Consider the following 24,512-nt stretch of genomic DNA (forward strand, 5'->3'; position numbering starts at 1 on the left):
ATCCGCGCGACTCCCTCCCTCGAGCATGAACGACTGGGTGAGCCTCTTCTCCGGCGGGAAGGACTCCTCGTGGGCGCTGTACCGCGCGCTGGAGGAGGGACTCGACGTCTCGCGGCTGTTGACCGTCCACCCCGCCGGCGACTCGTACATGTACCACACGCCGGCGACGGAGCTCGCCGCGCTCGCGGCCGAGAGCGTCGGGATCGACCTCGTCGAGGTGTCGCCCGACGACTTCGGCGCGGACGACGTCGACGACGCGGGCGCCCAGGGCGACGCCGAGCTGGAGCCGATGGAGGCGGCGCTCCGCGAGCTCGCGGCCGATGACGACCTCGACCTCGCGGGCGTCACCGCGGGCGCGGTCGAGAGCGAGTTCCAGACGGATCGGATCCGGGCGATGTGCGACCGGCTCGGGATCGACCTGTTCGCGCCGCTGTGGCAGCGGGACCCGGTCGAGCTCGCGGAGGCGATGTTCGACGCCGGCTTCGAGATCCGGATCGTTCAGGTGGCGGCGTACGGCCTCGACGAGTCGTGGCTCGGGCGGCGCTTCGACGCGGACGCGCTCGACGACCTGCTCGCGCTCCGCGAGGAGTACGGGGTCCACCCGCTGGGCGAGGGCGGCGAGTTCGAGACGTACGTCGTCGACGGCCCGCACATGGACCGCCGCATCGACCTGACCTACGACGCGGTGTGGGAGGGCGACCGGGGCCACGTCGAGATCCGCGACGCGCGGCTGGAGTGAGAACGGGGAGCGGCGACCGCTACGGCCAGCTGCCGGCCTGGTCGTACGCGTCCACGATCCGACCGATGCCGACGACGTACGCCGCGGTGCGGAGGGTGTCGACCTCGTTCGACTCGTAGGTGTCGACCAGGGTGTCGAACGCGTCCGTGATCACCCGTTCGAGCTCGTCGTTGACGCGCTCCTCGGTCCAGCTGAACCGCTGGCGGTTCTGGACCCACTCGAAGTAGGAGACGGTGACGCCGCCCGCGTTCGCGAGGATGTCGGGGACGACGTGGACGTCGCGCCCGGCGAGCACGTCGTCGGCCCCGGGCGTGAGCGGGCCGTTCGCGGCCTCGACGATCAGGTCGGCAGCGACGTCCCTCGCGAGGGCCTCGTCGACCGCGTTCTCCAGCGCGGCCGGGACGAGGCAGTCGACGTCGAGCGTGAGCAGCTCGTCGTTCGTGAGCGCGTCAGCGCCCGGGTAGCCGGTCACCGACCCGGTCTCGGACTTGTGCGCCTTCACGTCGCGCGGGGCGAGGCCGTCCGGGTCGTGAACGCCGCCGGAGGAGTCGGACACCGCGACCACGTCCGCGCCGAGGTCGTCGAGCAGCGCGGCGGCGACGGAGCCGGCGTTGCCGTACCCCTGGACGGCGACCGTCGCGCCCTCGAGGTCGCGGTCGAGCCAGTCGAACGCCTCGCGCGTCGACAGCGCCACGGAGCGCCCCGTCGCCTCGACACGGCCCTCGCTGCCGCCGGAGTCGAGCGCCTTTCCGGTGATGACGCCGGGCGCCGTGGTGTTCTCTAGGGTCTCGTAGGTGTCTTTGATCCAGTTCATCTCCCGCTGGCCGGTGTTGACGTCGGGCGCGGGGATGTCGCGGTCCTCGCCGATCAGGGGGCGCAGCTCGGTCGCGAACGCCCGGGTGATGCGCTCTAACTCCCCCTCGGAGTAGTCGGCCGGATCGATGGCGATCCCGCCCTTCCCGCCGCCGTAGGGAACGTCGACGACCGCGCACTTGTACGCCATCCAGCCGGACAGCGCCTTCACCTCGTCGCGGGTGACGCCCGGGTGATAGCGGATGCCGCCCTTGTACGGGCCGCGGTCGCCGTTGAACTGCGAGCGGTAGGCGCGCACCGTCTCCAGCGAGCCGTCGTCGCGCTCGAACGTGAGGTTCGTCTCCAGCACTCGCTCCGGGTTCTTCAGGCGCTCGATGACGCCCGGGGCGGCGTCGACGACCGACGCGGCGTCGTCCACCTGCTCTCGCAGACTCTCGAACGGGTTCGCCTCAGAAGACATGCCAGTACGTGCTGGTGGACGGGGGTTAATTGTGACGGACGACCCGGACGATCCCGCGGCGGGCGGACGCTACCGGTCGGCGTCGGGCGCGCGGTCCAGGATCCGCTCCGCCTGCGCGATGAGCGGGGCGTCGATCATCTCGCCGTCGACCTGGAAGACGGCCTTCCCCGCCCGCTCCGCCTCGTCGCGCGCGTCGAGGACCCGCTCGGCCCACTCCACGTCCTCGGGGTCCGGGGTGAACGCCTCGGTGATCGGGCCCACCTGCGCGGGGTGGATGGCGAGCTTCCCGTCGTAGCCGAGCCGCCGCGCGAACGCCGCGTCCTCGCGGAGCCCCGCCTCGTCGGAGAAGTCCGTGAACACCGTGTCGAGCGCGTCGACGCCCGCCGCGCTCGCCGCGAGGACGACGTGCTCGCGGGCGTACAGCACCTCGGTCCCCTCGTCGGTCCGGGTCGCGCCCACGTCGGCGGCGAGGTCCTCGGCGCCGAAGACGAGCGCGTCGGTCGCGTCCGCGGCCGCGATCGACTGCGCCGAGAGCACGCCGGCGGCGGTCTCGACGAGCGCGAACACGGCGGGGTCGCGCCCGCGCTCGGCGCACAGCGCGGCGACGCGCTCGACCCGGTCGGCGGCCTCGACCTTCGGGAGCATCACCGCGTCGAGGCGGACCGACTCGTTCGAGGGGTCGCCCCCGTCGAGGACGCCGTCCAGATCAGCCGCGGGCGACTCGGCGGTGAGCCGGACGCAGACCTCCGCGTCGGGGTCGAAATCCGGGTCGGAGAGCACCTCGCGGACCGCCGCCCTCGCCTCGTCCTTCCGGCCGGGAGCGACGGCGTCTTCGAGGTCGAAGCAGATCACGTCGGCGCCGGCCCCGGGCGCCTTCCGCATGAGGTCGGGGCTGTCGCCGGGCGAGAACAGCAGGCTTCGTCTGGCCATGTCGGGGCCTCCCCGCCGGCGGACATAAATCGTGGGCGTCTGCGGTGGACGATTTATATGTAACGAGGACGGTGCGGTGGCGCGTGCCGACGAGCGCCGCAACGCGGCGCGAGTCGCACGCGCGAGGGAGTCGGTCGCCTGAAGCGAAGCGAGGGCGACTGACGAGGCTGGGGAGGTGTGAGGTGCTGTGCGGTCGCGGTTGGGCGGGGCTTCAGCGGTAGTCACCGCCGATCCGCTGGCGGGTACTTACGAACCATCGAATGCCTCTCGGACGGAGTCACTACGAACGGTCCCCCAGTACGGAGCGGTACCGATTTCACGGCGCCGGCCGAGCGGGCGGCCATGCCCGGACTGTACTACGAGGAGTTCGCGGTCGGCGAGACGATAGATCACGCGAAGCGGCGGACCATCAGCGAGGCGGACAACCAGCGCTTCTGCGACATGACGATGAACCAGCAGCCGCTTCACCTCGACGGCGACTTCGCCGCCGAGACGCAGTTCGGCGAGCGGCTGGTGAACGGCCTGTACACCATGTCGCTCGCGGTCGGCCTCTCCATCCCGGAGACGACCGACGGGACCATCGTCGCGAACCTGTCGTACGACGAGGTGGAGCACCCGAACCCCGTCTTCCACGGCGACACGATCCGCGCGCGGTCGACGGTCACCGACAAGCGGGAGACGAGCGACGGCGAGCGCGGCGTCGTCACGATGCGCGTGGAGGCGTTCAAGGTCATCGACGGGGACGACGACGTCCTCGTCTGCGAGTTCGAGCGGACCGTCCTCTCGGAGAAGCGGCCGGCGGACGACGGGAGCGACGGGGACGACGGGAGCGACGGGAACGACTGACGCGGTCCTTCGGCCTCAGTCGTCCGCCGCGGCCAGCAGCAGCCCGAGGTACGAGGTCCGGACCTGCTCGTCGGCGTCGAGGCCCAGTCGGTCGAGCGCCGCGACCGCCGCCTCGCGCGCCGCGTCGACCTCCGCCTCCGTCTCTACTGCCCGCTCGATTTCGACGTACTCGTCGAGGCCCGTCACGGCGTCGAGGGTCACGGTGAACCCGTCGTACGCCCAGAACTCGCGCCGCTTCTCGACGGTCGCCGCCGGCTCGAACCCGAGCCCCGAGAGGACCGCGTCGAGGGCCTCGCCGTCGTCGACGCCGGTCTCGTGTTCGGCGCGCGTCTTCGAGGCGTCGTCGAGGAGCGGCCCCTTGTAGGTGACCGTCGCCGCCTCTTCGTCGGTCGCCTCGCCGTTCGAGAGCGGGACCTCGCGGCGGATCCGGAGCGCCTCGTCGGTCTCGGCGAACTCGCGGTGCGGCGCGTCGTAGTAGGTGTCCCGCTGCCGGCGGGCGCCGACGCGCTCGGCGCCGGCCTCCCGGAGGCGCTCCCGCGTCGCGTCCAGGTCGGCCGGGACCTTGATCTCGACCTCGTACATGCCCGAGGGTGCGGTCGGGGCGTTCATAAGCGGCGCGGGACTCCGCGGCGGTCCGGGACGGCACCGCCGGCCCTCGGGGGGCGCGTCGTCCGCCGAACCGCCGCTGTCTCCCGTTCGCCGGCGGGCTTCGGGCCGAACCGTGCTTCTTAAGGGTGTAACAGGTGACCTTCAGGTATGAGCGATCAGGAGCAAGCGGACGCGGCCGAGGAGGCCGAGGAGACCGAGACCGAGACTGACGCCGACGGACTCGAAGACGGCGACTTCGTCCGCGTCGCGTACACGATCCGCACGGCCGACGACGACCGCGTCATCGACACGACCGACAAGGAGACGGCCGAGGACGCCGAGATCGACGTCGACGAGTACGAGTTCGAGCCCCGCATCATCGCGCTCGGCGCCGGCCACGTGTTCCCCTCCGTCGAGGAGGCGTTCATCGGCGGCGCCGTCGGCGACGAGGGCACGGTCGACGTCCCCGCCGAGGACGCCTTCGGCGAGTACGACCCCGACGAGGTCGAGACGGTCAAGGCCGACAAGATCCCCGAGGACAGCCGCTACCCCGGCGCGCAGGTCCAGATCGACAACCAGCAGGGCCACCTCGAGACGATCATCGGCGGCCGCGCCCGCGTCGACTTCAACCACCCGCTCGCCGGCGAGGACCTCGAGTACGAGTACGAGATCCTCGAAGTCATCGACGACCGCGAGGAGCAGGCGTCCGGCATGCTCGGCATGTACCTCCAGGAGGCGCCGGAGGTCCGCATCGAGACGGTCACCGAGGAGGAGGAGACCGTCACCGAGGACGACGACGGCGAGGAGACCGTCGAGACCGAGGAGGTCGAGAAGGAGGTCCTCTACGTCACGGCGACGCAGGCGATGCAGATGAACCAGCAGTGGATGTTCCAGAAACAGCAGATCGCGCAGGACCTCATGGACCGCCTCGACCTCGACCGCGTGGTCATCGAGGAGGTCATCGAGGGCGGCGGCATGGGCGGTCTCGGCGGCATGATGGGCGGCATGGGCGGCGCCGGCGCCGGCGACGTCGACATCGAGGAGGCGCTCGAAGACGTCGACGTCGACGCCGACGAGATCGTCGACGAGATCGACGAAGAGTAACCCGCTTCTGCCGGCCTCGGGTCGGCCGTTCTTTCCCTCGCCGAGCGGCGGCTCTCGCACGCATGCGGCGGACGACTTGCCGGTGAGCGGGCGTCCGGCAAACGGATCCCTTTTGGCCGCCGCCGCGTCCACACCGAGTATGGAGATCGAACGGGCGCGCGAGGACGCGGTCGTCGCCGGGGTCGCGGGCGCGGCGACGGTCGCGGTCGCGCTGCTGTCGAGTTTCACCGGCGTCGTCTCCGTGGCGACGCTGCCGACGCTGGCGCCGCTCGCCGTCTACGCGCTGTACCTCTTCTCGCGGAAGGGCGGGCCGTACGGCGCGTTCGACACCGCGCGGAACTGGGCGATGGCGGCGGCCGTCGCGGGCGTCCTCGTGGTCCTCGCGTCCGCGGCGCTGTAATCCGCGTCGGGGCGGCCGCCCGCGTCAGGCGATGTCGCGGCTCGTGTCGACCGCGACAGTGTCCGTGAGCTTCAGCTTCAGCGGCTCTTCGAGGGCCGCGCCGCCCCGGAACTTGGGGACGACGAGGCGGTTCGCGATCTCGGTCCCGGTGACGGTCGTGCGCAGGTCGAACACCACGTCCGCGACCTGCTCCGTGACCCGCCGCGTCCGCGGGTCCTCGCCGCCGCGGAGCGCGTGGAGCAGCGCGACCCCGCCGGCGTCGTCGACCCGGGACCGCAGGTCGTCGAGGAACTCGGCGTACGCCGCCGGCGCCGCGCCGTCCTCCAGCGGCTCCACGGAGTCGACGATCAGCGTGCCGGCCTCGGGGAGGTCGCCGGTCAGCGCCGCGGCCTCGTCGAGGTCGCCGGCCTCCGTCGGAGCCTCGACGGTCGTCTCCTCGTCGCCGTCGCCGCTCAGCGACGCCTCCACCGCGTCGGCGGAGCGGACGGTGGTCAGGTAGCGACACCGGCGGACCCTGGCGAACCGATCTAGGATGAGCTCGGACTGGCTGTCCGGGTTCGCCTTCAACACGACGACGCTACCGCTCGGGAGCCCCCCGCCGAACTGTCGGTCCAGCACCGAGATCCCAGTCGGAAGCGTCTCCATACGATCGCTGCCGCCCGTGGAGGCTTGGGTCTGTCGATGGCGGCCCTCTCGGCCGGTCGCGACCCCGTCGTCCGCCGCTCCGGCGTCGCCCGTGGGCGCGATCCTCACGCGACCTGCCACCCGCTCGCCGCCGCGGTCTCGCAGAGCCGCGAGGCGAGGTCGTCGTACGCGCTCCGGACGGCCGGGTCGGACAGCGGGGCGCCGCCGCCGTCCGGGATCGCGCCGAGGACGGGACAGCCGAGCAGGCTGGCCACTCGGTCCGGTACGCTCGCCTCCCCGATCACGACCGCGCCGACCGGCGGGCAGCCGAGCCGCCGGGCGATCGCCGCCGTCTTCGCGGCGTCGCGGAGCGCGGCGCGCCTGAGCGGCGTCGCGATCAGCGCGCGGTCCGCCGCACGCAGCGGCGCGGCCACGTCCGGCGACGCCCCCGCCGGACTGTCGAGCAACACGGGCGCACCGTCGGGCGTCGACCCCGCGAGGGCGTCGAAGGTTGCGCCGGCGTCGACCGATCGCGGCGCGTCCGGCGCCGCGAGGACCGTCGGAGCCGAGCGGTCCGGGCGGAGCGGCTCTGCCTCGCGGACCGCGTCGAGAACGGTCCGCGTCGCCGTCCCGTCGGCGCGGCCGCCCGCGTCGGCCGTCGGCGACTCGGCGCCGGTCTCCGCGGCCAACCGCGCGAGGTTCGGCAGGTCCCAGTCGGCGTCGGCCGCGACCACCGGCGCGCCGCGCCGCGAGAGCGCGCGGGCGAGCCCGAGGGTAGTCGTCGTCTTTCCGCTTCCGCCCTTCCCGCCGGCGACGGCTATCACGGCGGGGGTGGGTCGGGATCCGGGATAAGGAGTCGGTCGGTGACGCTCCGCGGTGCGGTGATCTCTCCGCCGCAGTCAACGGCGGGTCGGCCCGCGGTCAGTCCTGACAGCAGCCGCCGGCCTCGCCGCCGAAGTCGACCGCGAGCGGCTCCGAGATGGCCTCGTTGACCGCTTCGAGCGTGTCCTCCAGTTCCTCTTGCGCGTCGAGGTACTCGCTCATCACCGGCATCGAGTGGAGCTCGTCTTGCGCCTCCTGGACGCGCTGGAGCTCGGCGTTCGTCGCCTGCCCGGTCTGCCGGGCCTGCATGAACTCCGCGCGGAGCTGCTCGAACTCGTCGATTCGCTGCTGGACCTCCTCGTCGCGCTGGACCGCGGCTCTCGCCTCCTCGAAGCGCTCGTACTCCGGGGTTTCGGCGATCCGCTCGCCGAGCTCTCGGCCGAGGTCCTCGATGGAGGCCTGTTCGACGCTCATACCCGAACGTCGTGGGCGAGCGGTTTGAACCTGCCGGAGCCGGGGCTCCGAGTCGGTTCCCCGCGCGCCCTACGCCGTCTGCGACCCGACGAACTCGACGACCGCTTCGAGCTCCTGCGGGCCGATGCCGTGCCCGCCCGGGAAGCTCCCGTGAGCGACGTCGGCGCCGACGGCGTCGAGCCGGTCGACCGCCGCCTGCGTCCGCGACTCGGGGATCACGCGGTCGCCGGCGCCCGCGCCGACGAAGACTGGCTTGCCCTCGATGCCCGCCGGGTCGAGGTCGGCGTGCGACTCCGCCAGGTACCCGTGGAGCGCGACGACCCACGCGTAGCGGTCGGGCGCTTCGAGGAGGAGCGAGAGGCTCGTGATCGCGCCCTGGCTGAACCCGAGCAGGCCGATCCGGTCGGCGTCGAGCCCGTACGCGTCGACGGCGCCCTCGACGCTCTCGACGATCAGATCGAGGCTCCGGCGGAAGTCCTCGGCGTCCGGCTGGCTCGACTCCAGGCCGCCCGCCGAGAGGTCGAGTTCGTACCACGTGTACCCGCCCTGGAGCGGGTCGGGCGCGCGGAGGCTGACGACGTGGCGGTCGCCCGGTAGCTCGGCGGCGACGGGGAGCAAGTCCTCCTCGTCGGCGCCGCGGCCGTGGAGGACGAAGACGGCGGGCGCGGGCTCGCCGTCGGCCTCGTCGTCCGGCGCGACGTGAACGTGTTCCAGCGGAATGTCGGTCATCGGTGCGCGGTTGGCGAGGGCGGCGGTTAGGTCCGTCGGCCGCGGCAGCGCGTCCTCTCGGGGCGCCACAGGATACTTGCCCGCTCCCGGAGTAGCGCCCTCGCATGCGTCCCCGCGCCCTCCCCCTGCTGGTCGCACTGCTCCTCTGCGCGACCGCGGCGGTCGCCGTCCCGGCCGTCGACGCCCGCGCACCGCCGACGCCGGTGTGCGGCGTCTGCGACCTCGACCGGACCGCGCCGAGCGGCGAGCGCGTGGTCGCCGGCGAGAGCGAACTGACCGTCACGATTCACGCGAACGGCTCGACCACCTGGCGGGCGCGCGCCGACCTCGCGGCCGGCGCGGATGCGCTCGCGGCGAACGAGTCCCTCCGCCGGGCGGTCGCGGCCGAGGCGGCCCGGGACGGCGTCGCGGAGCCGAGGGACCTCAGCGCCCGGCTCGACGGCGAGACGCTCGTCGTCGACTACCGCGACCCGAACGCGACGGAGCGACACCTCGGCGTCGCGGTCTTCACCCCCTTGACGCCCGCCTCGCCCTCGACGCCGTTCGTCATGGGCGGCGAGGGATCGCGGTACCTCGCCGCCGACCGCCTCACGGTCCGCGGCGAGCCGGGGTGGGCGGTCCGCGGCGACGCGCCCGGCGGCTCCGACGCGGGGTTGGTCTGGTCCCGCGAGACCGCCGACGCCGACGACGCGGAGCGACTCTCGCTCGACGTCGACCGCGATCCGGTCGCGGTCGAGGCGGGCGCGGTCCTCCCCGGTCCGCGGGCCTGGATCGCCCGACTGCTCGCCGGCGACGGCCCCTGAACTCCCGGCGGGAAGGCGACGGTCGCGACCGCCCGGAACGACGCTCGGGGTCGAACGCGCCGTTTAACCGTCCTGCCGCACAATTCGCTCGACATGAGCGGCTCTACGGAGGGCGACCTGACGAAGACGGGGATGGCCCTGAAACACGACCGCGAGTGGGACTACGAACTCGACCGAATCCTCGAGGCGATCGAGGAGCGCGACGCCTCGAAGGTCGGCCTCCAGTTCCCCGAGGGACTGAAGCGCCGCGGCCCGAAGGTCGCCGACGACCTCCGCGAGGTCGCGCCCGACGACGTGACGTTCATGCTCTCCGGGCAGCCCTGCTACGGCGCCTGCGACCTCGACACGTACCTGATGCGCCGGACGGACGTGTTCGTCCACTTCGGCCACACGCCGATGAAGGAGTCCGACAGCATCGTCTACGTTCCCCTCTTCTCCAACGTCGACCCGTTCCCGATCATGGAGGACGCGCTGGCGGAGGAGCTGGCGCCGCCGGAGGAGGACGCCGACGTGGGGCTCGTCACGACGGCCCAGCACATGAACCGCTTCGAGGAGATGACCGACTGGTTAGAGGAGCGCGGCTACGAGGTCCACACCCGCCGGGGCGACGACCGCCTCACCAAGGAGGGGCAGGTGCTCGGCTGTAACTACGCCTCCGCGGACATCGACGCCGAGCAGGTGCTGTACGTCGGCGGCGGGAAGTTCCACCCGGTCGGGCTCGCGATGGAGCACCCGGACAAGCGCGTGGTCATCGCCGACCCCGTCAACAACGCCGTCTCGGTCGCGGAACACGACCAGTTCCTCAAGCAGCGCTACGCCGCGGTCCACAAGGCGATGGACGCCGAGAAGTGGGGCGTCATCTTCTGTACGAAGATCGGGCAGGGCCGCTGGGAGAAGGCCCAGGAGATCGTCGACAACAACGAGAACGCCTACCTGATCACCATGGACGAAGTGACGCCGGACCGCCTGCGCAACTTCGACATGGACGCGTTCGTCAACACCGGCTGTCCGCGGATCACGACCGACGACGGCCCGCGCTTCCACAAGCCGATGCTGACGCCCGGCGAGTACGAGGCCGCAATCGGCGAGAAGCCGCTCGACTCGATCGAGTTCGACACGTTCCACGACACTTGGTAGGGCGGCGCGCAGGCGTCCTTCGAACTTTTTCGCAGCCCAGGTTACGCCTCGTCCGGCGGGTTCACGAAGAGTCCGTCGACCACGAGGGCGCCGGCCGCGAGCGATCCGCCGGCGACGGGGACCGTGTACCCCCGGGCGACGAGCGACGCGGCCGCGTACGCGACGCAGAAGGCAAGCGGGATGGCGAGCAGGAGGAGGTCGGCGCGCTCGATTTCGTCGAGAGCGCTCGACCCGGCCGTCCGGTGCCGCCCGCTCATTCCATGTACCCCAGCTCCCGGAGCTTCTGGGCGATCTGTTTCGCCTCCGCCTCTGAAACCCCCTCGTCGGACTCCATCTCCTGGACGACGACGTGTTTCACGAACTCCTTGACCGAGCCGAACGGCTCGTCCTCGATGTACGCCTCCACGTCCGCGACGAACTCCTTCCGCAGCGAGATCGTGGTGTAGTCGCTCATTGCCGGATCGATTTCGCCGCGGACTGATAAATCTTAATTACATCTAATTACCGTGGTTCGCGCCGCGCGCCGCCGGTTCAGCGCGGGGCGAACGGGGTCGGGAACCTCAGTGTCGCGGCGCCGACCGCGCCGGTTCCGCCGGATCCTCCGTTCTTTTGGGGGAGCGCTCCGTGATCCCTCTCGATGACGACGAACGACGGCCACATCTCCACCACGCACATCGGTAGCCTGCCGCGACCGCCGGAACTACTCGACCTGCTCACCGCCCGTCAGGACGGCGAGGCGGTCGACCCGGACGAGTGGGACGAGACCGTCGGGGACGCGACCCGCGACGTCGTCGACCGACAGGTCGAGGTCGGCCTCGACTCGATCAACAACGGCGAGCAGTCTCGGGTCTCGTTCAACTGGTACGTCGCCGACCGGCTGAGCGGCATCGACGGGAAGCGGGAGACCGAACTCTGGGCGGACCTCCAGGAGTTCCCCTCCTACGCCGAGGAGACGTTCAAAACGGACGTGATCGACCTCTCGATGCACCCGGTCGTCACGGAGGCGATCGAGTACACGGGCCGCGATGAGGCCGAGGCGGAGATCGACGAGTTCACCGACGCGCTCGCGGCCGCGGACCGCGACGTCAACGGCGCCTTCATGACCGCGGCGTCGCCGAGCGTCGTCACCGCGACCCACGTCGACGACCACTACGGGGACTACGAGGAGTACCTGTTCGCGGTCGCCGAGGCGATGAAGACGGAGTACGAGCTCGTCGCCGACGCCGGGCTCACCCTCCAGATCGACGCCCCCGAACTGCTGACGGTCGGCCACACCGCGGCGTACGCCGACGAGCCTCTCGACGCCGCGAAGGACGCGACGCGGCTCCACGTCCAGGCGCTCAACGAGGCGCTCGCGAACGTGCCGGCCGAGCAGGTCCGGCTCCACACCTGCTGGGGGAGCTACGAGGGACCGCACCACCTCGACACCGACCTCGCCGAGATGCTGCCGCTGATCTACGAGGCCGACATCACCGGGCTCAGCGTCGAGCAGGCGAACCCGCGCCACCAGCACGAGTACCGCGCGTTCGACGAGCACCCCGTCCCCGACGGGTGGACGCTCATCCCCGGCGTCGTCGACGTGAAGACGAACATCATCGACCACCCCGAGGCGATCGCGGACCGCTTGGAGCGCGTCGCGGACGCGGTCGACGACGGGACGCCGCTCGTCGCCGCGCCCGACTGCGGGTTCGGCACGCAGGCGGGGCTCGGCATGGTCGACCCCGAGATCGCGTGGGCGAAGCTGGAGGCGCTCGTCGAGGGTGCCGCGATCGCGAGCGACCGGCTCGCGTGAACGGCCCGCGAGGTCCGCGACGCACCGCGAAGCGATCCCGCGACCGCCGCGTACCCCGCTAACGTTTATCACCTAAGCGGACGACCGCTCAGCGAGGGTTGTCCGCGATGTCCACGCAAAGGAGTTCGATCGCCGCCGTCCTCGTCGCGGGGGCGCCCGATCGCGCGGAGGAACTGCGGGCGTCACTGGAACGCGCGGACGACCGTCTCGCCGTCGAACCGGTCGCGACGGTCGACGCCGCGCTGGAACTCGTCGGTGACTCGCCCGTCGACTGCGTGGTCGCGGTCGGCCGGCCCGCTGAGCCGACCGGTATCCCGGCCGTCGAGACGGTCCGTGACCGACGCCCGGCGCTCCCGATCGTGTTCTGTCCCGCCGAGTCGCTCGACGCGTCGGCCGTCGCCGAGGCGTTCGACGCGGGCGCCACGGACGTCGCGCGGGGCTGCGCCGACCCGGGTCGGACCCCGGTCCTCGCCCGCCGGATCGCGAACGCCGTCGCGTCCGCCCGCGCCTTGGAGGAGGCGGAGCGACAGCGCGACCGCCTCGAGAGCCTCGTTCACGGCGTCTCGCACGACCTGCGAAACCCGCTCAACGTCGCGCAGGGGCGGCTCGACCTGGCCCGAAGCGAGGGGGACCTCGCCCACGTCGACGCCGCGGCGTCGGCGGTCGACCGGACGCTCGAACTGATCGCGGACCTGTTGACGCTCGCGAAGCAGGGCGAGCAGCCGGGCGAGCTCGAACCGGTCGACCTGTCGGCCGTCGCCCGCGAGTGCTGGGCGAACGTCGCGACCGGCGACGCGACGCTCGTCGTCGACGCCGACCGGCAGATCCTCGCGGAGCGCGGGCGCCTGAAGCGGCTCCTGGAGAACCTGTTCCGGAACAGCGTGGAACACGGTTCCACGGGCAGTCGGCCGAAGCCCGACGACAGCGTCGAGCACGGCTCGACAGGCGGCCGGACGGCGTCCGGCGACGCGGCCGACCGCGGCGGCGACGTGACCGTCGTCGTCGGCGACATCTCGCCGATGTACACGACGACGCGCGCCGCCGCCGTCCTCCCGTCGGGGTTCTTCGTCGAGGACGACGGGCCGGGGATCCCGGAGAGCGAGCGCGACCGCGTGTTCGAGGTGGGGTACACGACCGACCCGGACGGAACGGGCTTCGGGCTCAGCATCGTCACCGAGGTCGCCAGCGCTCACGGCTGGGAGGTCGCCGTCGCGGAGGGCTCGCGCGGCGGCGCCCGGTTCGAGGTGACCGGCGTCGAGGAGGTCGACTGACGCCGCCGGGCCGACCGGGTAGCCCGTCGCTCGGATCAGTCCGTCCGCGCGGCCCGCTCGACGTACTCGACCGCCGCCGCGGGCGAGTCGACCGCCTCGACCCCGTCGACCGCGTGCGTGTCGAGCCCGGCCACGGGGCGCCCCTGCGCGAGCGCGAGCCCGATCTCGGAGAGCGTGCCGCCCGCGCCGTCGACCGCGACCGCGGCGTCGCCGTTCATCACGACGAGCGCGTTGCGCGCGTGGCCCATCCCCGTCGCGATCGGGGTCGTGACGTGTCGGTTCGCGTCCGCGCGGTCGTCAGTCGGGAGGATCCCGATCGTCTCGCCGCCGGCCGTGCGGGCCCCGCGGCAGACCGCCTCCATGACGCCGCCCAGCCCGCCGCAGACGACGACGTGACCGCGCTCCGCGAGCCGTTCGCCGAGGGCCTCCGCGACCGCCGCGGTCTCCGGACCGACCGAGCTCCCGCCGATGACGCTGACGCGCATACGGGGCCCACGGCCCGCGAGCGGGTAAAACCGCCCGACGCCTCTCGGCCGTCGACGGAGCGACGGGGGCCCGCGTCGATTCTCGCCGGTGAGACCGCCACTGAAACCCTTATCCCGCCTCGCCGTGAATGGGTGCTATGACGTACGATACCGTCGTGTTCGACAACGACGGTGTCCTCGTGGGCCGCACGCGCTTCGACGTGCTCCGGGACGCGACCCGGGACGCGTTCGAAGAGTGCGGCGTCGAGGAGCCCGATCCGGACGACGTAGAGCAGATGACCATCGGCGCGACCCCCGGCAGCGTCGGCACCGTCTGTCAGACGTACGACCTCGATCCGGGGTCGTTCTGGCGGACGCGCGACGACGTGGTGTCGCGGGCCCAACAGCAGGAGGCCCGCGAGGGGCGCAAGACCCCGTACGACGACCTCGACGAGCTCCAGGACCTCGACGTCCAGATGGGGATCGTCTCGTCGAACCAGCAGGCGACCGTCGACTTCCTCGTCGACCACTTCGACGGCTTCGACCGCATGGGCGCCGCCTACGGCCGCGAGCCGACGATCCACTCGCTCCAGCTCCGCAAGCCGAACCCCCACTACATCGAGCAGGCGCTCGGCGATCTCGACGCCGACAACGCCCTGTTCGTCGGCGACAACGAGTCGGACGTGCGCGCCGCCGAGAACGCCGGCATCGACTCGGCGTTCATCCGCCGTCCCCACCGCCGCGACTGGGAGCTGAACGTCTGGCCGACCTGGGAGATAGAGCGGCTCTCCGACCTCCACGACATCGTGGAGTGAGGCCGCACCGCTCCCGCCGCACCCTCACCCTCGACAGCGACGCGTCGCGGACCGCGCGCCGTGCCGCCGATGAAGCGTTTAACTCGGATGCCGCGTAACTCGCCCTCGTGACCGATTCGCCCCCGTGGGCCGACCTCTTCGGCCACCCCGAACCGTACCCCGAACAGGCCGACGGCATCGACGCCGCCGTCGAGGCCGCCGCCGACGGCGGCTTCCTCGCCTTAGAGGGCGCCTGCGGGACGGGGAAGACGATGCTCGCGCTCACCGCGGGCCTCGACCGCGTCCGCGACCCGGACTCCGACTTCGAGCGCGTCTTCGTCCTCACCAGCGTCAAACAGCAGCTTCGGCAGTTCGAGACGGACCTGCGGACAATAAACGACGACCTCCCGGACGACTACGACCCGGTCTCCGGGCTCACCCTCGTCGGCAAGGCGGACGTCTGCCCGTACGCGCGGGAGAACCGCGGCGGGATCGACCGCGAGAACGTGTACGAGCGCTGCGAGGGGCTCCGCGAGCGCACCCGTAACCTCGTCGGCGACGGGGGCGCGACGACGACCTCGAACCTCGTGAGCGAGGCGCGCAGCCAGCAGGTCGGGCTCATGGACTCGGGGGCCGACGCCGGCCCGGCCGCCGACGGGTCCGCCGCCGACTACCTCTCCGTCGACGGCGAGCCGACCCCGTACTGCCCGGACACCGAGGAGTACGACGACGTCGAGTTCTGTCCGTTCTACGCCGGCTTCCTCGACGACCTCCCGGACGACGGCGACCCCGCGGAGGCGGTCCCGTTCGACGTCACCGAGCTCGGCCACGTCGACGCCGACGAGCTCGTCCGGCTCGCCGCGGGCCACGGCTCCTGTCCGCACTCGATCATGGGCGCGCTGGTCCCGGAGGTTGAGGTCGTGATCGGCAACTACTACCACGCGTTCGACCCCGTGACGACCGGGACGTTCACCGGCGCGCTCCTCGACGACTCCACCTTCGTCGTCTGCGACGAGGCGCACATGCTCGAACCCCGCGTCCGCGACCTCGTCAGCGACGCCGTCGCCGACGCGAGCCTCCGCGACGCCGAGAACGAGCTCACCCGCGTCGTCCAGCCGCTCTCGTTCGAGTCGGCGGGCGCGGAGTCCGAGGACGCGGCGCTCGTCCGGGGGGAACTGGCGGACGCGGACGTGACCGTCGAGAAGATCGAGGCCGTCCGCGAGTTCTACGCCGACCTCCGCGGCGAGCTCGACCGCCGCGTGACCGCGCACCTCGACCGCGAGCGCCCGGACTGGCGGGCGTCGATGCGCGACCTCGACGACGAGGAGATACCGCTCCGCGACCCCGAGGAGCCGGGCGAAGACGAGATCACGGCCTGGGCGGACAGCGAGGGGCACGGCGAGCGCGTCTGGGCGCGCGCCGAGCAGGTGGGCGCGGTCGTCAAGCGCGTCCTCGACTCGCTGGAGGATGAGGACAAGCAGCGCGCGGCCCCGGGCGTCGGCCGCACCCTCAACGCCTGGTACCGCGAGGGACACACCGACTTCTTCCGGGCGATCGAGCTCGAACGGACGTTCGACGAGACGGAGCCGCCGGACTCGTGGCGCCGGGCGTACAACGCGCGGCTCGCGCTCCACAACTGCCTGCCCAGCGAGCCGATCGGCGACCGCCTCGCGGAGTTCGGCGGCGGCGTCCTCATGAGCGCGACGCTGGAGCCGATGGACCTGTTCCGGGAGGTGACCGGGCTCGACCACCTCGCGGAGCGCGGTCGCCCGGTCGTCGAGCGGACGTACGGCCTCTCGTTCCCGCCGGAGAACCGCGCGAGCCTCGCGGTCGACGCGCCGAAGTTCACCCACCAGAACCGCGGCGCGCCGGGCGAGGAGAACCCGACGCGGCTCGCGCACCTCGACGCGACGGCCGCGGTCGCGCGCCGCGACGGGAACGTCCTCGTGGGCACCCCGAGCTACGCCGAGGCGACGTGGATGGCCGAGTCGCTCTCGGCGCGGCTCGACAAGCCGGTCCTGCTCGACGAGTCCTCCGGCGACCGCGAGACGGAGTCGCTGAAGGACGACTTCTTCGCCGGCGAGGGGAAGGTGCTGGTGACGAGCCTCCGCGGCACGCTCACGGAGGGCGTCGACTACCGCGGCGACCGCCTCGCTGCCGCCGTCGTCTGCGGCGTCCCGATCATCAACACGGCGCGGCCGCAGACGCGGGCGGTCATCACCGCCTACGACCGCCGGTTCGAGTCCGGGTTCGAGACGGCGCTCACGGTCCCCGCCGTGCGGAAGGCCCGGCAGGCGGTCGGCCGCGTCATCCGCGGGCCCGACGAGCGGGGCGTCCGCGTCCTGCTCGACGCCCGCTACGCCCGCGACTCGTGGAACGGCGTCCGGGAGTACCTCCCGGCGCACGAGCGCGAGGAGTACCAGCCCGTCAGCCCGGACATGCTGGAGGTCGCGCTCGACCGGTTCGAGTCGCGTTCCTCGGCGACGCCCGAGTGACGCGGGCGCCCCTCGCCGCGTGGTAGGGACTGACTATCGGGGCGGTACGGTGCTCGTAACTATGCTGCGGGGGGAGAGTGTAGGGGGTATGTACTCCTCGTTCGAAGCCGAACGCTACCACGTCGTCTGTCGCGAGTGTCCCCTCGAACGCCTCTGTGACGCCTCGACGGACGCGGAGGCGCTCGGTCAGGACCACGTCGCCGACACCGGCCACCGGGTCGCAGTCGAGCGGATCGCCTGAGCGCCCGCGCTCAGACGACGTTCGAGTCGATGTCGCGCGGGTAGTTGGTGAGCCGCTCCGTGCCCGACTCGGTGATCGCGACCGTGTCCGAGTGCCGGTAGCCGTACTCGTCCGTGTAGAGGCCGGGCTCGATGGTGTAGACGTGTCCGGGCGCCATCACCGCGTCGTCGCCGTCGTAGCGCTCGCCCCAGCCGCGGTCGATGTAGGGCGGCTCGTGGGCGCCGAGGCCGATGTTGTGGCCGACGTGGTGCTGCGCGAGGTCGGTCACGCCCTGCTCCTCGAAGTACTCCCAGACGACCCGGTCGACCTCGGCGACCGGCACGCCCGGCCCCAGCGCGTCGATGGCGAGCGTCTGCGCCTCCAACATCAGCTCGAAGTAGTGCTCCTGCTCGTCGTCGTAGTCGCCGACGAACATCGTCCGCTCCAGCTCGGAGCGGTAGCCGTCGACGTTCGCCGTCGCGCCGGTGACGAGCACGTCGCCCTCGGCGAGCCGCTCGTTCGGCGTGTGGCCGTGCGGCAGCGCCGTCTCCTCGCCGGAGATGTAGCCGGCGTGGACCGGGCCGTCGCCGCGGACGCGGACGGCGTAGTTGTCCCCGAGCGCGTCGAGCATGGCGCGGGAGGCGTCGGTCGACGCCCGCTGCGAGACGGTCGCCGGGTGCGCGCCCGGCTCGGAGTAGTCGGCGAGGTGGCGGTGGCCGAGGTTCGCCCACTTCGCGGACTCGCGGATCAGGTCGACCTCGGCGTCGGACTTCGCCCAGCGCATCCGGTCGACCCACGACTGCGTCTCGACGTCGAGCGACTCGGAGAAGGCGGGGCCCTCGTACCCCATCACGCCCGGCGGCCCGTCCGCGTCCGCGGCGACCGCGTCCGCGCCCAGCCCGTCCAGCATCTCGACGGCGACCGCGACCGGCTCGCCGCCGGGGTAATCGAAGTAGTGATGGACGGCGTCGATCCGCGGGTTGGGCTCGACGCGCTCGACCTCCAGCCGCGGGACGGTGATCTCGACGCGGTCGTCGGTGACCGCGAGGACCACCGGCCGCTCCGTCTGGATGTGGTGGAAGCCGGTGAGGTACTCGATCGCCGTCGCGCCCACCCACGTCGCGGCGTCGGCGTCGGTCGCCGCGAGCCGATCTCGGACCGCGGCGAGCCGGTCGTCGAAGGCCGACTCGGGGAGTTTCGTGGCCATGCCTCAAGATGTGCGAACGGGCCGATAAACGGTCGGGTAGCGGAACGGCCGCACCGCGGGAATGTCCCCGGCGCGGCGGCCGCGCCGGCGGTTCAGTCCTCGCGACGGGCGAATGCGAGGTTACCGGAGACGTTCTTGATGTAGGCGGTCACGGTCTCGCCCTCCTGCGCGCCGGGGACGAAGATGGTGTACTCGCCGCGCTCGGCGACGCCGTCGCCCTTGCGGCCGGTGCCGACGATCTCGAGTTCGTACGTGTTGCCCGACTCGACGGCGTCCTCCTGCCGCTGGGTGTTGGAGGTGTTCTGCTTCGCCACCGGTCGGAAGGCCCCGCAGGCCTCACAGCGGAGCATCGGCGTCCGGTTCTCGGTCTCCAGTCGCGTGTCCGGGAGGCCGCACTCCGAGCAGGTGACGAACGACTCGATGTACGAGTCGATCGCGGCCTGGAAGTCGCGCTCGCGGAAGTTCCCGCTGTAGCGGGCGCGGCCGTCCTCGTACTGGCCCGCGGTCCCCAGCTCCTGCTGGATCTTCGAGTGGACGTGTTCGGGCTCGCGGCTCAGCGCGTCGGCGATCCCGGAGAGATTCGTCAGGCGGGTGAACGCCCCGTCTTTCTGCCATTCTGGGTCGGGGACCGACAGCCGCTCGTCGGACCCCCCGAGGTCCGGTACCGCATCCATCGCGCGGTCGAGGCTCGATTCGTAATCCATACCCGACGAAACGACAGCGCGACGGAAATCGCTTCCGGGTTCGGTGGCCGCGGCGCCGAGCGGAGAGAGACGACGCTAGGAAGGTGGCAGCCGGCCAGAAGTAGCGGGAGGTAGATTTGAACCACGGTCACTCCGTTCCCTGGTTCAAATCTTCTCCGAGGCTATCTCGTCGACGACGGCGCTCACGCCTCGCTACGCTCGCCGTTCACGGTCGTCGACAGAAGATAGCGGGAGGTAGATTTGAACTACCGATCTCCGGGTTATGAGCCCGGCGGAATCTCCTGGCTATCCCATCCCGCTACCGTAGCAAAATCGCGTGCGACTGTTAAGGGTTCTGATCCCGACGCCGGTGTGCGATTCGTCCACGCGTCCGCGGCGGTCGCGCGCCCTCGCACGGGCCGCCGCGATCGATACTTCCCCCCGCTCCCGTCTCGTCCCCGTTCCGCTCCCGTCCCGCTCCCGTCCCGCTCCTGTTCCGCTCCCGTCCTGCTTCTTTCACACCTGTCCAGCCCGGTCACGCCTCGCCCTCCTCCGCGTCGCCCTCCCGCGCCGCAACGGCCTTCGTGCGGATCCGGAGCGCGAGGACCGCGACGAGCGCCAGGCCGACGGTCACCCCGACATCGGCGGGATCGCCCGAGAGCGCCCGCTGCGCGGTGAGCCCCGCCATCAGCGCGAACGCGAACGCCAGCAGCCCGGCGATCGGAATCACGTACCCCTCGCCGAGCGGCGACCCGCCGGTCTCGTCGGTCATTTTCCCTCTCTGTGCGGCCGACCGTGAAAAGCCTCCCGCGACCGCCGCTCCCTTGCGGCGGCCGCAAACGATTTTACACATCATCGATAGTGATAGACGATGAACAAGCCGCTGTTGACGACGGACTTCTTAGACCGGGCGCGACGCCACTACGCCGACGAGGAGGCCGTCCTCGCGGTCGACGGCACGCGGTACACGTACGCCGAGCTCGGCGACCGCGCGGACCGGTTCTCCGCCGCGCTTCAGGCGCGCGGCATCGAGAAGGGCGACCGGGTCGCCGTGCTGGACCCGAACACGCACTACCACCTGGAGGCCGCCTACGGCGCGATGCAGGTCGGCGCGATCCACGCGCCGCTGAACTACCGGCTCACGCCGGACGACTTCTCGTACATGCTCTCGGACGCGGGCGTCGACGCCATCTACGCCGACGCCGAGTACGCCGAGAGGATCGAGGCGATCCGCGACGAGGTGCCGACCGAGACCTTCCTCACGAACGACGCCGACGCGGTCGAGGGCGACTGGGAGTCGTTCGACGCGGCGCTCGACGACGCCGACCCCGACGCCTACGACCGCCCGGAGATGGACGAGGACGACGTGATCACGATCAACTACACCTCGGGGACCACCGGCGACCCGAAGGGCGTCTGCCGCACGCACCGCGCCGAGACGCTCCACGCGTACCTCATCTCGATCCACCAGGAGATCACCGACGACGACGTGTACCTCTGGACGCTGCCGATGTTCCACGTCAACGGCTGGGGCCACATCTACGCGATCACGGGGATGGGCGCCCGCCACGTCTGTACTCGCGGCGTCGACGTCGCGGAGACGTTCGATCGGATCCGCGGGGAGGACGTGTCGTACTTCTGTGCCGCGCCGACCGTCCTCAACATGCTCGGCGACCACTACGCCGAACACGGCGGCGAGACGACCGGCGACAACGACGTGCGCGTCGCCACCGCTGGCGCGGCGCCGCCGGAGGCGACGATCCGCACCGTCGAGGAGGAGTTCGGGTGGGACCTCAAACACGTGTACGGCGCCACCGAGACGGGCCCGCTCATCACCACCTCCGACGCGAAGCGCCACTTCGACGAGGGCGCCGACGGCCGCTTCGCGGTGAAGAAGACGCAGGGGATCGGCTACCTCGGCACGGACGTGCGCGTCGTCGACGAGGACGGCGAGGACGTCGCCGCCGACGGCGAGACGATCGGCGAGATCGTCGTCCGCGGCAACCAGGTGATGGACCGGTACTGGAACAAGCCCGAGGCCACCGAGCAGGCGTTCTCCGAGCGGTTAGAGGGGTACTACCACATGGGCGACCTGGCCGTCGTCGACGAAGACGGGTTCGTCTCGATCCAGGACCGCAAGAAGGACATCATCATCTCCGGCGGGGAGAACATCTCCTCGATCGAACTGGAGGACACCCTCTTCGAACACGAGGCCGTCTCCGACGTGGCCGTCATCCCCGCTCCGGACGAGCGCTGGGGCGAGACCCCGAAGGCGTTCGTCGTCCCGGCGAGCGGCGACCCGGACGACGCGGGCGCGACGCCCGAGGAACTGAAGGCGTTCGTCCGCGAGCGCGTCGCGGACTACAAGACGCCCGGCGAGGTGGAGTTCGTCGCGGAGCTCCCGACGACCGCGACCGGGAAGATCCAGAAGTACGAGCTGCGCGAGCGCGAGTGGGACGAGGAGGAGCGGATGGTCGGCGAGGGGTAGCGGTCACTCGCCGCGGTCGGGAGGCGTTCGGCTCGACTCAGTCCCCGCCGCCGTCGATTTCGTCCGTGTCGTCCGTGTCGTCCGGCTCGTCGCCCGCTGATCCGTCCGACTCCTCGCCGCCGGAGTCGCTCAGGCGGTCGGTGTCGATGCTCACGCCCGGTGGCGTGACGACGAGGAAGCCCCGGAAGTGCATCAGCTCCCCGTCCATGTCCTTCACGTCGCGCGCGAAGGGCGCGGCGAGCTCGTTGAGGTCGCCGTCTATCGACAACACCAGCGTGTTCCCGTAGTCGACGCTGCGGACCCACTCCTCCGGGTCGGTCGTGCCGTCCAAGACGCCGAGGACGACGTCGCCCGCCGCCGCGAACGCCTCGTCCATCTTCGCCTCGGCGTCCCGCAGGTCGAGGTCCCAGTCGCTCATACGTGGGGGTCGACAGGGGACGGCAAAAGCGTTCGGGAGCGGTCCGACCGCCCGCGGCCGGGGGCGCCGTCGAGTCGCGGAGTCGTTAAGTGCGCGCCGACCCCACCACGGATATGGAACGCACGCGGCGGTCCCTGCTCGCGAGCGCGGCGTCGGTCGGCGTCGTCGGCGCGGCGGGATGTCTCGGCGGCGGCGGGGGGACGACCCTCGACCTCAGCGGCGTGGAACTCGACACCGGCGAGTACGACTGCGACCTGACGGAGCCGTCGGACCCGGACCTCGACTACCGGCCGACCCTCGGGGACCCGGACGCCGACGTGGTCGTCCGGGCGTTCGAGGACTTCACCTGCGGGCACTGCGCGAGCTACAAGCTCGAGCACTTCCCGGTCATCCGCGACGAGTACATCGAGCCCGGCGAGATCCGGTACGAGCACTGGGACTTCCCGATCCCGGTCGACGAGACGTGGGCGGTCCCCGTCGCCAGCGCGGCCCGCGGCGTCGGCGCCCGGAACGGCGACGAGGCGTTCTTCGAGTTCGCCACGGCGGCCTACGAGTCGCAGCGGAGCTACAGCGGGGAGACGCTCGGCGCCGCCGCGGAGGCCGCCGGCGCGGACCCCTGCGCGGTGCTGTCCGACGCCCGGTTCGCGGCGTTCGGCCAGGCGTCGGCCGACGACCGGGCGGAGGGCGCGTCGATGGGCGTCGAGGGGACGCCGACCATCTTCGTGAACGGGAGCCCCGTCGAGGAGGGCTACGGGGCCCAGTCGATCGCCGCCGCGATCGAGTCCGAGCTCTGAGGCGCGGCCGATCGACCGGAGAGCGCCGTTATCGTCCCGTCTCGGGCGGATCTTCCCGGAGCGTCGGTCTTTTGACCGTTCGACTCGTTTTATACGTAGATGAGCGACGCCGACCCCTCCCCCGCGACCGAGGCCGCCGGCGGCGACCGCTCGGTCGACGCGGGCGCCGTCGCGGGCGACGCGGACGCCGCCGACCGCCGGCGGCTCGGCGCGGTCGTCCTCGCGGTGCTGATCTCGCAGGTCCTCCTCTACCCTGGCGTGCCCGACCTCGTCGTCGCGCTCGGCGCGCCCGCCGGCATCGACGCCGGCATGTGGTTCCTCGTCGCGGAGTTCGGCGCGTTCGTGGCGTTCGCGGTCGTCTGGGGCGCGCTCTCGGACGCGCTCGGGCGGCGGGTCCCGCTGATCGTCGCCGGCGCCCTCGGCGGCGCGGGCTCGTACGTCGCGCTCGCGTCGCTGCCGGCCCTGGGGCTCGACTTCGGGGCCGCGCTCCTTGTGCGGGCCGTCGGCGGCGCGCTCACCATCGGCGCGTTCTCCCTCTCTATCACCCTCCTCATGGACCTCCGCGGCGGCAACGGCCGCAACATGGGCGCCGCGGGGCTCGCCATCGGCCTCGGCGCGGCGGTCGGATCGGTCGTCGGCGGGTCGCTCGCCGGGCTCGGCGCGCTGTACCCGGTGTACGCCGGCGCCGTCGTGCTCGGCGGGGCGGGGCTGCTCGCGGCGACCGTCGACGACCGGGCGGCGACGGGGTCGACGGAGGGGAGCGCGGACGCCGGAGCGACCGACGAGGCCGGCTTCGCCGACGTGCTCGCGCGGGCCCGGACGACGCCCGGCCTCCTCGTCCCGCTCGCGTTCGGGTTCGTCGACCGGCTCACGGCCGGGTTCTTCGCCCTCGTCGGGGTGTACTACTTCCAGGACCCGGCGACGTTCGGCCTCTCGGCGGCCGGCGCGGGCGCGACGCTCGCGCTCTTCTTCGTCCCCTTCGCGCTCCTCCAGTCGCCGTTCGGCGCGCTCTCCGACCGGATCGGTCGCTTTCTCCCCGTGGTCGCCGGGTCGCTCGCCTACGGCGTCGTCACGATCGGCGTCGGCGTCGCGCCGGTCTACCCGGTCGCCGCGGGGCTGATGGTACTGGTCGGCGTCTGCGGCGCGCTGATGGCGCCGGCGACGATGGCGCTCGTCACCGACCTCGTCGAGCCCGAGGTGCGGGGCGCGGCGATGGGGCTGTTCAACGTGTTCGGCTCGCTCGGGTTCCTCACCGGGTTCCTGATCGGTGGGAGCGCTACCGAGGCGTTCGGCTACACGCCGGCGTTCCTCGCGGTCGGCGGGCTGGAGCTGGCCATCGCGCTCGCGCTGCTGCCGGCGGTCCGGTCCATCTCGCCCGGCGCGGGCGTGGTCGGCCGGCTCGGCGCCGAGGGGTGAT

The 24,512-nt window shown here is 71.8% G+C and carries 28 protein-coding genes and 1 tRNA gene; 14 read left to right on the plus strand and 15 right to left on the minus strand.

Annotation, left to right across the window (positions count from 1 at the left end; translation table 11 throughout):
- Positions 1–25: 25 nt before the first annotated feature.
- Complete coding sequence (locus tag DVK05_RS03560) at positions 26–739, plus strand: diphthine--ammonia ligase (RefSeq protein WP_121562028.1); 714 nt, start codon at positions 26–28, stop codon at positions 737–739.
- A 19-nt stretch (positions 740–758) separates the two neighbouring features.
- On the opposite strand, the gene DVK05_RS03565 is transcribed toward DVK05_RS03560, so the two are convergent.
- Together DVK05_RS03565 and DVK05_RS03570 are read right to left on the minus strand one after the other, a co-directional pair.
- Positions 759–2,012, minus strand: a complete 1,254-nt coding sequence (locus DVK05_RS03565; RefSeq protein ID WP_121562029.1) for a Glu/Leu/Phe/Val dehydrogenase — start codon at positions 2,010–2,012, stop codon at positions 759–761.
- A gap of 69 nt (positions 2,013–2,081) precedes the next feature.
- Positions 2,082–2,942: a CoA ester lyase gene (locus DVK05_RS03570; protein WP_121562030.1), complete on the minus strand. Its 861-nt coding sequence runs from the start codon at positions 2,940–2,942 to the stop codon at positions 2,082–2,084.
- A gap of 342 nt (positions 2,943–3,284) precedes the next feature.
- Here DVK05_RS03570 and DVK05_RS03575 point away from each other — a divergent pair, with 342 nt between their 5' ends.
- Positions 3,285–3,788, plus strand: coding sequence for a MaoC family dehydratase (locus DVK05_RS03575; RefSeq protein WP_121562031.1), 504 nt, complete (start codon positions 3,285–3,287; stop codon positions 3,786–3,788).
- A gap of 15 nt (positions 3,789–3,803) precedes the next feature.
- Here the strand turns inward: DVK05_RS03575 and cyaB are convergent, their stop codons facing one another.
- The gene (gene cyaB, locus DVK05_RS03580) at positions 3,804–4,370 is read right to left on the minus strand and encodes a class IV adenylate cyclase (protein WP_121562032.1); all 567 of its coding nucleotides are present in this window, start codon (positions 4,368–4,370) and stop codon (positions 3,804–3,806) included.
- Between the two features lie 174 nt (positions 4,371–4,544).
- Between cyaB and DVK05_RS03585 the strand changes: the two genes are divergently transcribed.
- Together DVK05_RS03585 and DVK05_RS03590 are read left to right on the plus strand one after the other, a co-directional pair.
- Positions 4,545–5,480: a peptidylprolyl isomerase gene (locus DVK05_RS03585; protein ID WP_121562033.1), complete on the plus strand. Its 936-nt coding sequence runs from the start codon at positions 4,545–4,547 to the stop codon at positions 5,478–5,480.
- Between the two features lie 139 nt (positions 5,481–5,619).
- A complete protein-coding gene (locus tag DVK05_RS03590) occupies positions 5,620–5,880 on the plus strand; it encodes a hypothetical protein (protein WP_121562034.1) in 261 nt (86 codons plus the stop codon).
- Positions 5,881–5,904: 24 nt separating this feature from the next.
- On the opposite strand, the gene DVK05_RS03595 is transcribed toward DVK05_RS03590, so the two are convergent.
- The 4 genes from DVK05_RS03595 to DVK05_RS03610 form a co-directional block, all read right to left on the minus strand.
- Entirely contained in the window at positions 5,905–6,525 is a 621-nt protein-coding gene (locus DVK05_RS03595; protein ID WP_121562035.1) for a transcriptional regulator, read from the minus strand.
- Positions 6,526–6,629: 104 nt separating this feature from the next.
- Positions 6,630–7,328: a P-loop NTPase gene (locus tag DVK05_RS03600; protein ID WP_121562036.1), complete on the minus strand. Its 699-nt coding sequence runs from the start codon at positions 7,326–7,328 to the stop codon at positions 6,630–6,632.
- A gap of 97 nt (positions 7,329–7,425) precedes the next feature.
- Positions 7,426–7,800, minus strand: a complete 375-nt coding sequence (locus DVK05_RS03605) for a YlbF family regulator (RefSeq protein ID WP_121562037.1) — start codon at positions 7,798–7,800, stop codon at positions 7,426–7,428.
- A 69-nt stretch (positions 7,801–7,869) separates the two neighbouring features.
- Positions 7,870–8,529 (minus strand): alpha/beta hydrolase, encoded by a 660-nt coding sequence (locus DVK05_RS03610; protein ID WP_121562038.1) that lies wholly within the window; start codon positions 8,527–8,529, stop codon positions 7,870–7,872.
- A gap of 104 nt (positions 8,530–8,633) precedes the next feature.
- Between DVK05_RS03610 and DVK05_RS03615 the strand changes: the two genes are divergently transcribed.
- Positions 8,634–9,332, plus strand: coding sequence for a hypothetical protein (locus DVK05_RS03615; protein ID WP_121562039.1), 699 nt, complete (start codon positions 8,634–8,636; stop codon positions 9,330–9,332).
- 93 nt (positions 9,333–9,425) lie between these two features.
- Positions 9,426–10,469, plus strand: a complete 1,044-nt coding sequence (gene dph2, locus DVK05_RS03620; RefSeq protein ID WP_121562040.1) for a diphthamide biosynthesis enzyme Dph2 — start codon at positions 9,426–9,428, stop codon at positions 10,467–10,469.
- A gap of 41 nt (positions 10,470–10,510) precedes the next feature.
- On the opposite strand, the gene DVK05_RS03625 is transcribed toward dph2, so the two are convergent.
- Both DVK05_RS03625 and DVK05_RS03630 read right to left on the minus strand, forming a co-directional pair.
- Positions 10,511–10,726 carry a hypothetical protein gene (locus tag DVK05_RS03625; protein WP_121562041.1) on the minus strand — a complete coding sequence of 72 codons (216 nt, stop codon included), beginning with the start codon at positions 10,724–10,726 and terminating at the stop codon, positions 10,511–10,513.
- A complete protein-coding gene (locus DVK05_RS03630; RefSeq protein ID WP_053772234.1) occupies positions 10,723–10,923 on the minus strand; it encodes a hypothetical protein in 201 nt (66 codons plus the stop codon). The genes DVK05_RS03625 and DVK05_RS03630 overlap by 4 nt, the downstream gene beginning before the upstream one ends.
- Before the next feature lie 183 nt (positions 10,924–11,106).
- Here DVK05_RS03630 and DVK05_RS03635 point away from each other — a divergent pair, with 183 nt between their 5' ends.
- Positions 11,107–12,261: a cobalamin-independent methionine synthase II family protein gene (locus DVK05_RS03635; RefSeq protein WP_121562042.1), complete on the plus strand. Its 1,155-nt coding sequence runs from the start codon at positions 11,107–11,109 to the stop codon at positions 12,259–12,261.
- A 107-nt stretch (positions 12,262–12,368) separates the two neighbouring features.
- Positions 12,369–13,532, plus strand: a complete 1,164-nt coding sequence (locus tag DVK05_RS03640) for a HAMP domain-containing sensor histidine kinase (protein WP_121562447.1) — start codon at positions 12,369–12,371, stop codon at positions 13,530–13,532.
- 35 nt (positions 13,533–13,567) lie between these two features.
- Here DVK05_RS03640 and DVK05_RS03645 read toward each other — a convergent pair whose 3' ends face one another.
- The gene (locus tag DVK05_RS03645) at positions 13,568–14,017 is read right to left on the minus strand and encodes a TIGR00725 family protein (protein ID WP_121562043.1); all 450 of its coding nucleotides are present in this window, start codon (positions 14,015–14,017) and stop codon (positions 13,568–13,570) included.
- Between the two features lie 137 nt (positions 14,018–14,154).
- On the opposite strand from DVK05_RS03645, the gene DVK05_RS03650 reads away from it, so the two are divergent.
- The 3 genes from DVK05_RS03650 to DVK05_RS17245 all read left to right on the plus strand — a co-directional run bounded on the left by DVK05_RS03650 (position 14,155) and on the right by DVK05_RS17245 (position 17,526).
- Complete coding sequence (locus DVK05_RS03650; RefSeq protein WP_121562044.1) at positions 14,155–14,811, plus strand: HAD family hydrolase; 657 nt, start codon at positions 14,155–14,157, stop codon at positions 14,809–14,811.
- A 107-nt stretch (positions 14,812–14,918) separates the two neighbouring features.
- A complete protein-coding gene (locus tag DVK05_RS03655) occupies positions 14,919–17,285 on the plus strand; it encodes an ATP-dependent DNA helicase (RefSeq protein WP_121562045.1) in 2,367 nt (788 codons plus the stop codon).
- 88 nt (positions 17,286–17,373) lie between these two features.
- Complete coding sequence (locus tag DVK05_RS17245) at positions 17,374–17,526, plus strand: hypothetical protein (RefSeq protein ID WP_199712277.1); 153 nt, start codon at positions 17,374–17,376, stop codon at positions 17,524–17,526.
- 10 nt (positions 17,527–17,536) lie between these two features.
- On the opposite strand, the gene DVK05_RS03660 is transcribed toward DVK05_RS17245, so the two are convergent.
- From DVK05_RS03660 to DVK05_RS03675, 4 genes are all read right to left on the minus strand, one after another.
- Entirely contained in the window at positions 17,537–18,712 is a 1,176-nt protein-coding gene (locus DVK05_RS03660) for a Xaa-Pro peptidase family protein (RefSeq protein ID WP_121562046.1), read from the minus strand.
- Positions 18,713–18,804: 92 nt separating this feature from the next.
- The gene (locus tag DVK05_RS03665) at positions 18,805–19,416 is read right to left on the minus strand and encodes a translation initiation factor IF-2 subunit beta (protein WP_121562047.1); all 612 of its coding nucleotides are present in this window, start codon (positions 19,414–19,416) and stop codon (positions 18,805–18,807) included.
- A 225-nt stretch (positions 19,417–19,641) separates the two neighbouring features.
- A tRNA-Met gene (locus DVK05_RS03670) sits at positions 19,642–19,716 on the minus strand.
- Between the two features lie 214 nt (positions 19,717–19,930).
- A complete protein-coding gene (locus DVK05_RS03675) occupies positions 19,931–20,167 on the minus strand; it encodes a hypothetical protein (RefSeq protein WP_121562048.1) in 237 nt (78 codons plus the stop codon).
- 99 nt (positions 20,168–20,266) lie between these two features.
- Here DVK05_RS03675 and DVK05_RS03680 point away from each other — a divergent pair, with 99 nt between their 5' ends.
- Positions 20,267–21,883: a long-chain-fatty-acid--CoA ligase gene (locus DVK05_RS03680; protein WP_121562049.1), complete on the plus strand. Its 1,617-nt coding sequence runs from the start codon at positions 20,267–20,269 to the stop codon at positions 21,881–21,883.
- A 37-nt stretch (positions 21,884–21,920) separates the two neighbouring features.
- Here the strand turns inward: DVK05_RS03680 and DVK05_RS03685 are convergent, their stop codons facing one another.
- Complete coding sequence (locus DVK05_RS03685; protein ID WP_121562050.1) at positions 21,921–22,301, minus strand: DUF5779 family protein; 381 nt, start codon at positions 22,299–22,301, stop codon at positions 21,921–21,923.
- A gap of 113 nt (positions 22,302–22,414) precedes the next feature.
- On the opposite strand from DVK05_RS03685, the gene DVK05_RS03690 reads away from it, so the two are divergent.
- Complete coding sequence (locus DVK05_RS03690; RefSeq protein ID WP_121562051.1) at positions 22,415–23,095, plus strand: thioredoxin domain-containing protein; 681 nt, start codon at positions 22,415–22,417, stop codon at positions 23,093–23,095.
- Between the two features lie 99 nt (positions 23,096–23,194).
- The gene (locus tag DVK05_RS03695; protein ID WP_121562052.1) at positions 23,195–24,511 is read left to right on the plus strand and encodes an MFS transporter; all 1,317 of its coding nucleotides are present in this window, start codon (positions 23,195–23,197) and stop codon (positions 24,509–24,511) included.
- Position 24,512 lies beyond the last annotated feature (1 nt).

The organism is Halorubrum sp. Atlit-8R (genome assembly GCF_003666025.1).
GTDB classification, from domain to species: domain Archaea; phylum Halobacteriota; class Halobacteria; order Halobacteriales; family Haloferacaceae; genus Halorubrum; species Halorubrum salinarum.

What these genes read in the sequence shown, in the direction of transcription:
- DVK05_RS03560 (WP_121562028.1), top strand. Translation starts at nt 26, where the DNA reads ATGAACGACTGGGTGAGCCTCTTCTCCGGCGGGAAGGACTCCTCGTGG.
- DVK05_RS03565 (WP_121562029.1), bottom strand. Translation starts at nt 2,012, where the DNA reads ATGTCTTCTGAGGCGAACCCGTTCGAGAGTCTGCGAGAGCAGGTGGAC.
- DVK05_RS03570 (WP_121562030.1), bottom strand. Translation starts at nt 2,942, where the DNA reads ATGGCCAGACGAAGCCTGCTGTTCTCGCCCGGCGACAGCCCCGACCTC.
- DVK05_RS03575 (WP_121562031.1), top strand. Translation starts at nt 3,285, where the DNA reads ATGCCCGGACTGTACTACGAGGAGTTCGCGGTCGGCGAGACGATAGAT.
- cyaB (WP_121562032.1), bottom strand. Translation starts at nt 4,370, where the DNA reads ATGTACGAGGTCGAGATCAAGGTCCCGGCCGACCTGGACGCGACGCGG.
- DVK05_RS03585 (WP_121562033.1), top strand. Translation starts at nt 4,545, where the DNA reads ATGAGCGATCAGGAGCAAGCGGACGCGGCCGAGGAGGCCGAGGAGACC.
- DVK05_RS03590 (WP_121562034.1), top strand. Translation starts at nt 5,620, where the DNA reads ATGGAGATCGAACGGGCGCGCGAGGACGCGGTCGTCGCCGGGGTCGCG.
- DVK05_RS03595 (WP_121562035.1), bottom strand. Translation starts at nt 6,525, where the DNA reads ATGGAGACGCTTCCGACTGGGATCTCGGTGCTGGACCGACAGTTCGGC.
- DVK05_RS03605 (WP_121562037.1), bottom strand. Translation starts at nt 7,800, where the DNA reads ATGAGCGTCGAACAGGCCTCCATCGAGGACCTCGGCCGAGAGCTCGGC.
- DVK05_RS03610 (WP_121562038.1), bottom strand. Translation starts at nt 8,529, where the DNA reads ATGACCGACATTCCGCTGGAACACGTTCACGTCGCGCCGGACGACGAG.
- DVK05_RS03615 (WP_121562039.1), top strand. Translation starts at nt 8,634, where the DNA reads ATGCGTCCCCGCGCCCTCCCCCTGCTGGTCGCACTGCTCCTCTGCGCG.
- dph2 (WP_121562040.1), top strand. Translation starts at nt 9,426, where the DNA reads ATGAGCGGCTCTACGGAGGGCGACCTGACGAAGACGGGGATGGCCCTG.
- DVK05_RS03625 (WP_121562041.1), bottom strand. Translation starts at nt 10,726, where the DNA reads ATGAGCGGGCGGCACCGGACGGCCGGGTCGAGCGCTCTCGACGAAATC.
- DVK05_RS03630 (WP_053772234.1), bottom strand. Translation starts at nt 10,923, where the DNA reads ATGAGCGACTACACCACGATCTCGCTGCGGAAGGAGTTCGTCGCGGAC.
- DVK05_RS03635 (WP_121562042.1), top strand. Translation starts at nt 11,107, where the DNA reads ATGACGACGAACGACGGCCACATCTCCACCACGCACATCGGTAGCCTG.
- DVK05_RS03640 (WP_121562447.1), top strand. Translation starts at nt 12,369, where the DNA reads ATGTCCACGCAAAGGAGTTCGATCGCCGCCGTCCTCGTCGCGGGGGCG.
- DVK05_RS03645 (WP_121562043.1), bottom strand. Translation starts at nt 14,017, where the DNA reads ATGCGCGTCAGCGTCATCGGCGGGAGCTCGGTCGGTCCGGAGACCGCG.
- DVK05_RS03650 (WP_121562044.1), top strand. Translation starts at nt 14,155, where the DNA reads ATGACGTACGATACCGTCGTGTTCGACAACGACGGTGTCCTCGTGGGC.
- DVK05_RS17245 (WP_199712277.1), top strand. Translation starts at nt 17,374, where the DNA reads ATGTACTCCTCGTTCGAAGCCGAACGCTACCACGTCGTCTGTCGCGAG.
- DVK05_RS03660 (WP_121562046.1), bottom strand. Translation starts at nt 18,712, where the DNA reads ATGGCCACGAAACTCCCCGAGTCGGCCTTCGACGACCGGCTCGCCGCG.
- DVK05_RS03665 (WP_121562047.1), bottom strand. Translation starts at nt 19,416, where the DNA reads ATGGATTACGAATCGAGCCTCGACCGCGCGATGGATGCGGTACCGGAC.
- DVK05_RS03675 (WP_121562048.1), bottom strand. Translation starts at nt 20,167, where the DNA reads ATGACCGACGAGACCGGCGGGTCGCCGCTCGGCGAGGGGTACGTGATT.
- DVK05_RS03680 (WP_121562049.1), top strand. Translation starts at nt 20,267, where the DNA reads ATGAACAAGCCGCTGTTGACGACGGACTTCTTAGACCGGGCGCGACGC.
- DVK05_RS03685 (WP_121562050.1), bottom strand. Translation starts at nt 22,301, where the DNA reads ATGAGCGACTGGGACCTCGACCTGCGGGACGCCGAGGCGAAGATGGAC.
- DVK05_RS03690 (WP_121562051.1), top strand. Translation starts at nt 22,415, where the DNA reads ATGGAACGCACGCGGCGGTCCCTGCTCGCGAGCGCGGCGTCGGTCGGC.
- DVK05_RS03695 (WP_121562052.1), top strand. Translation starts at nt 23,195, where the DNA reads ATGAGCGACGCCGACCCCTCCCCCGCGACCGAGGCCGCCGGCGGCGAC.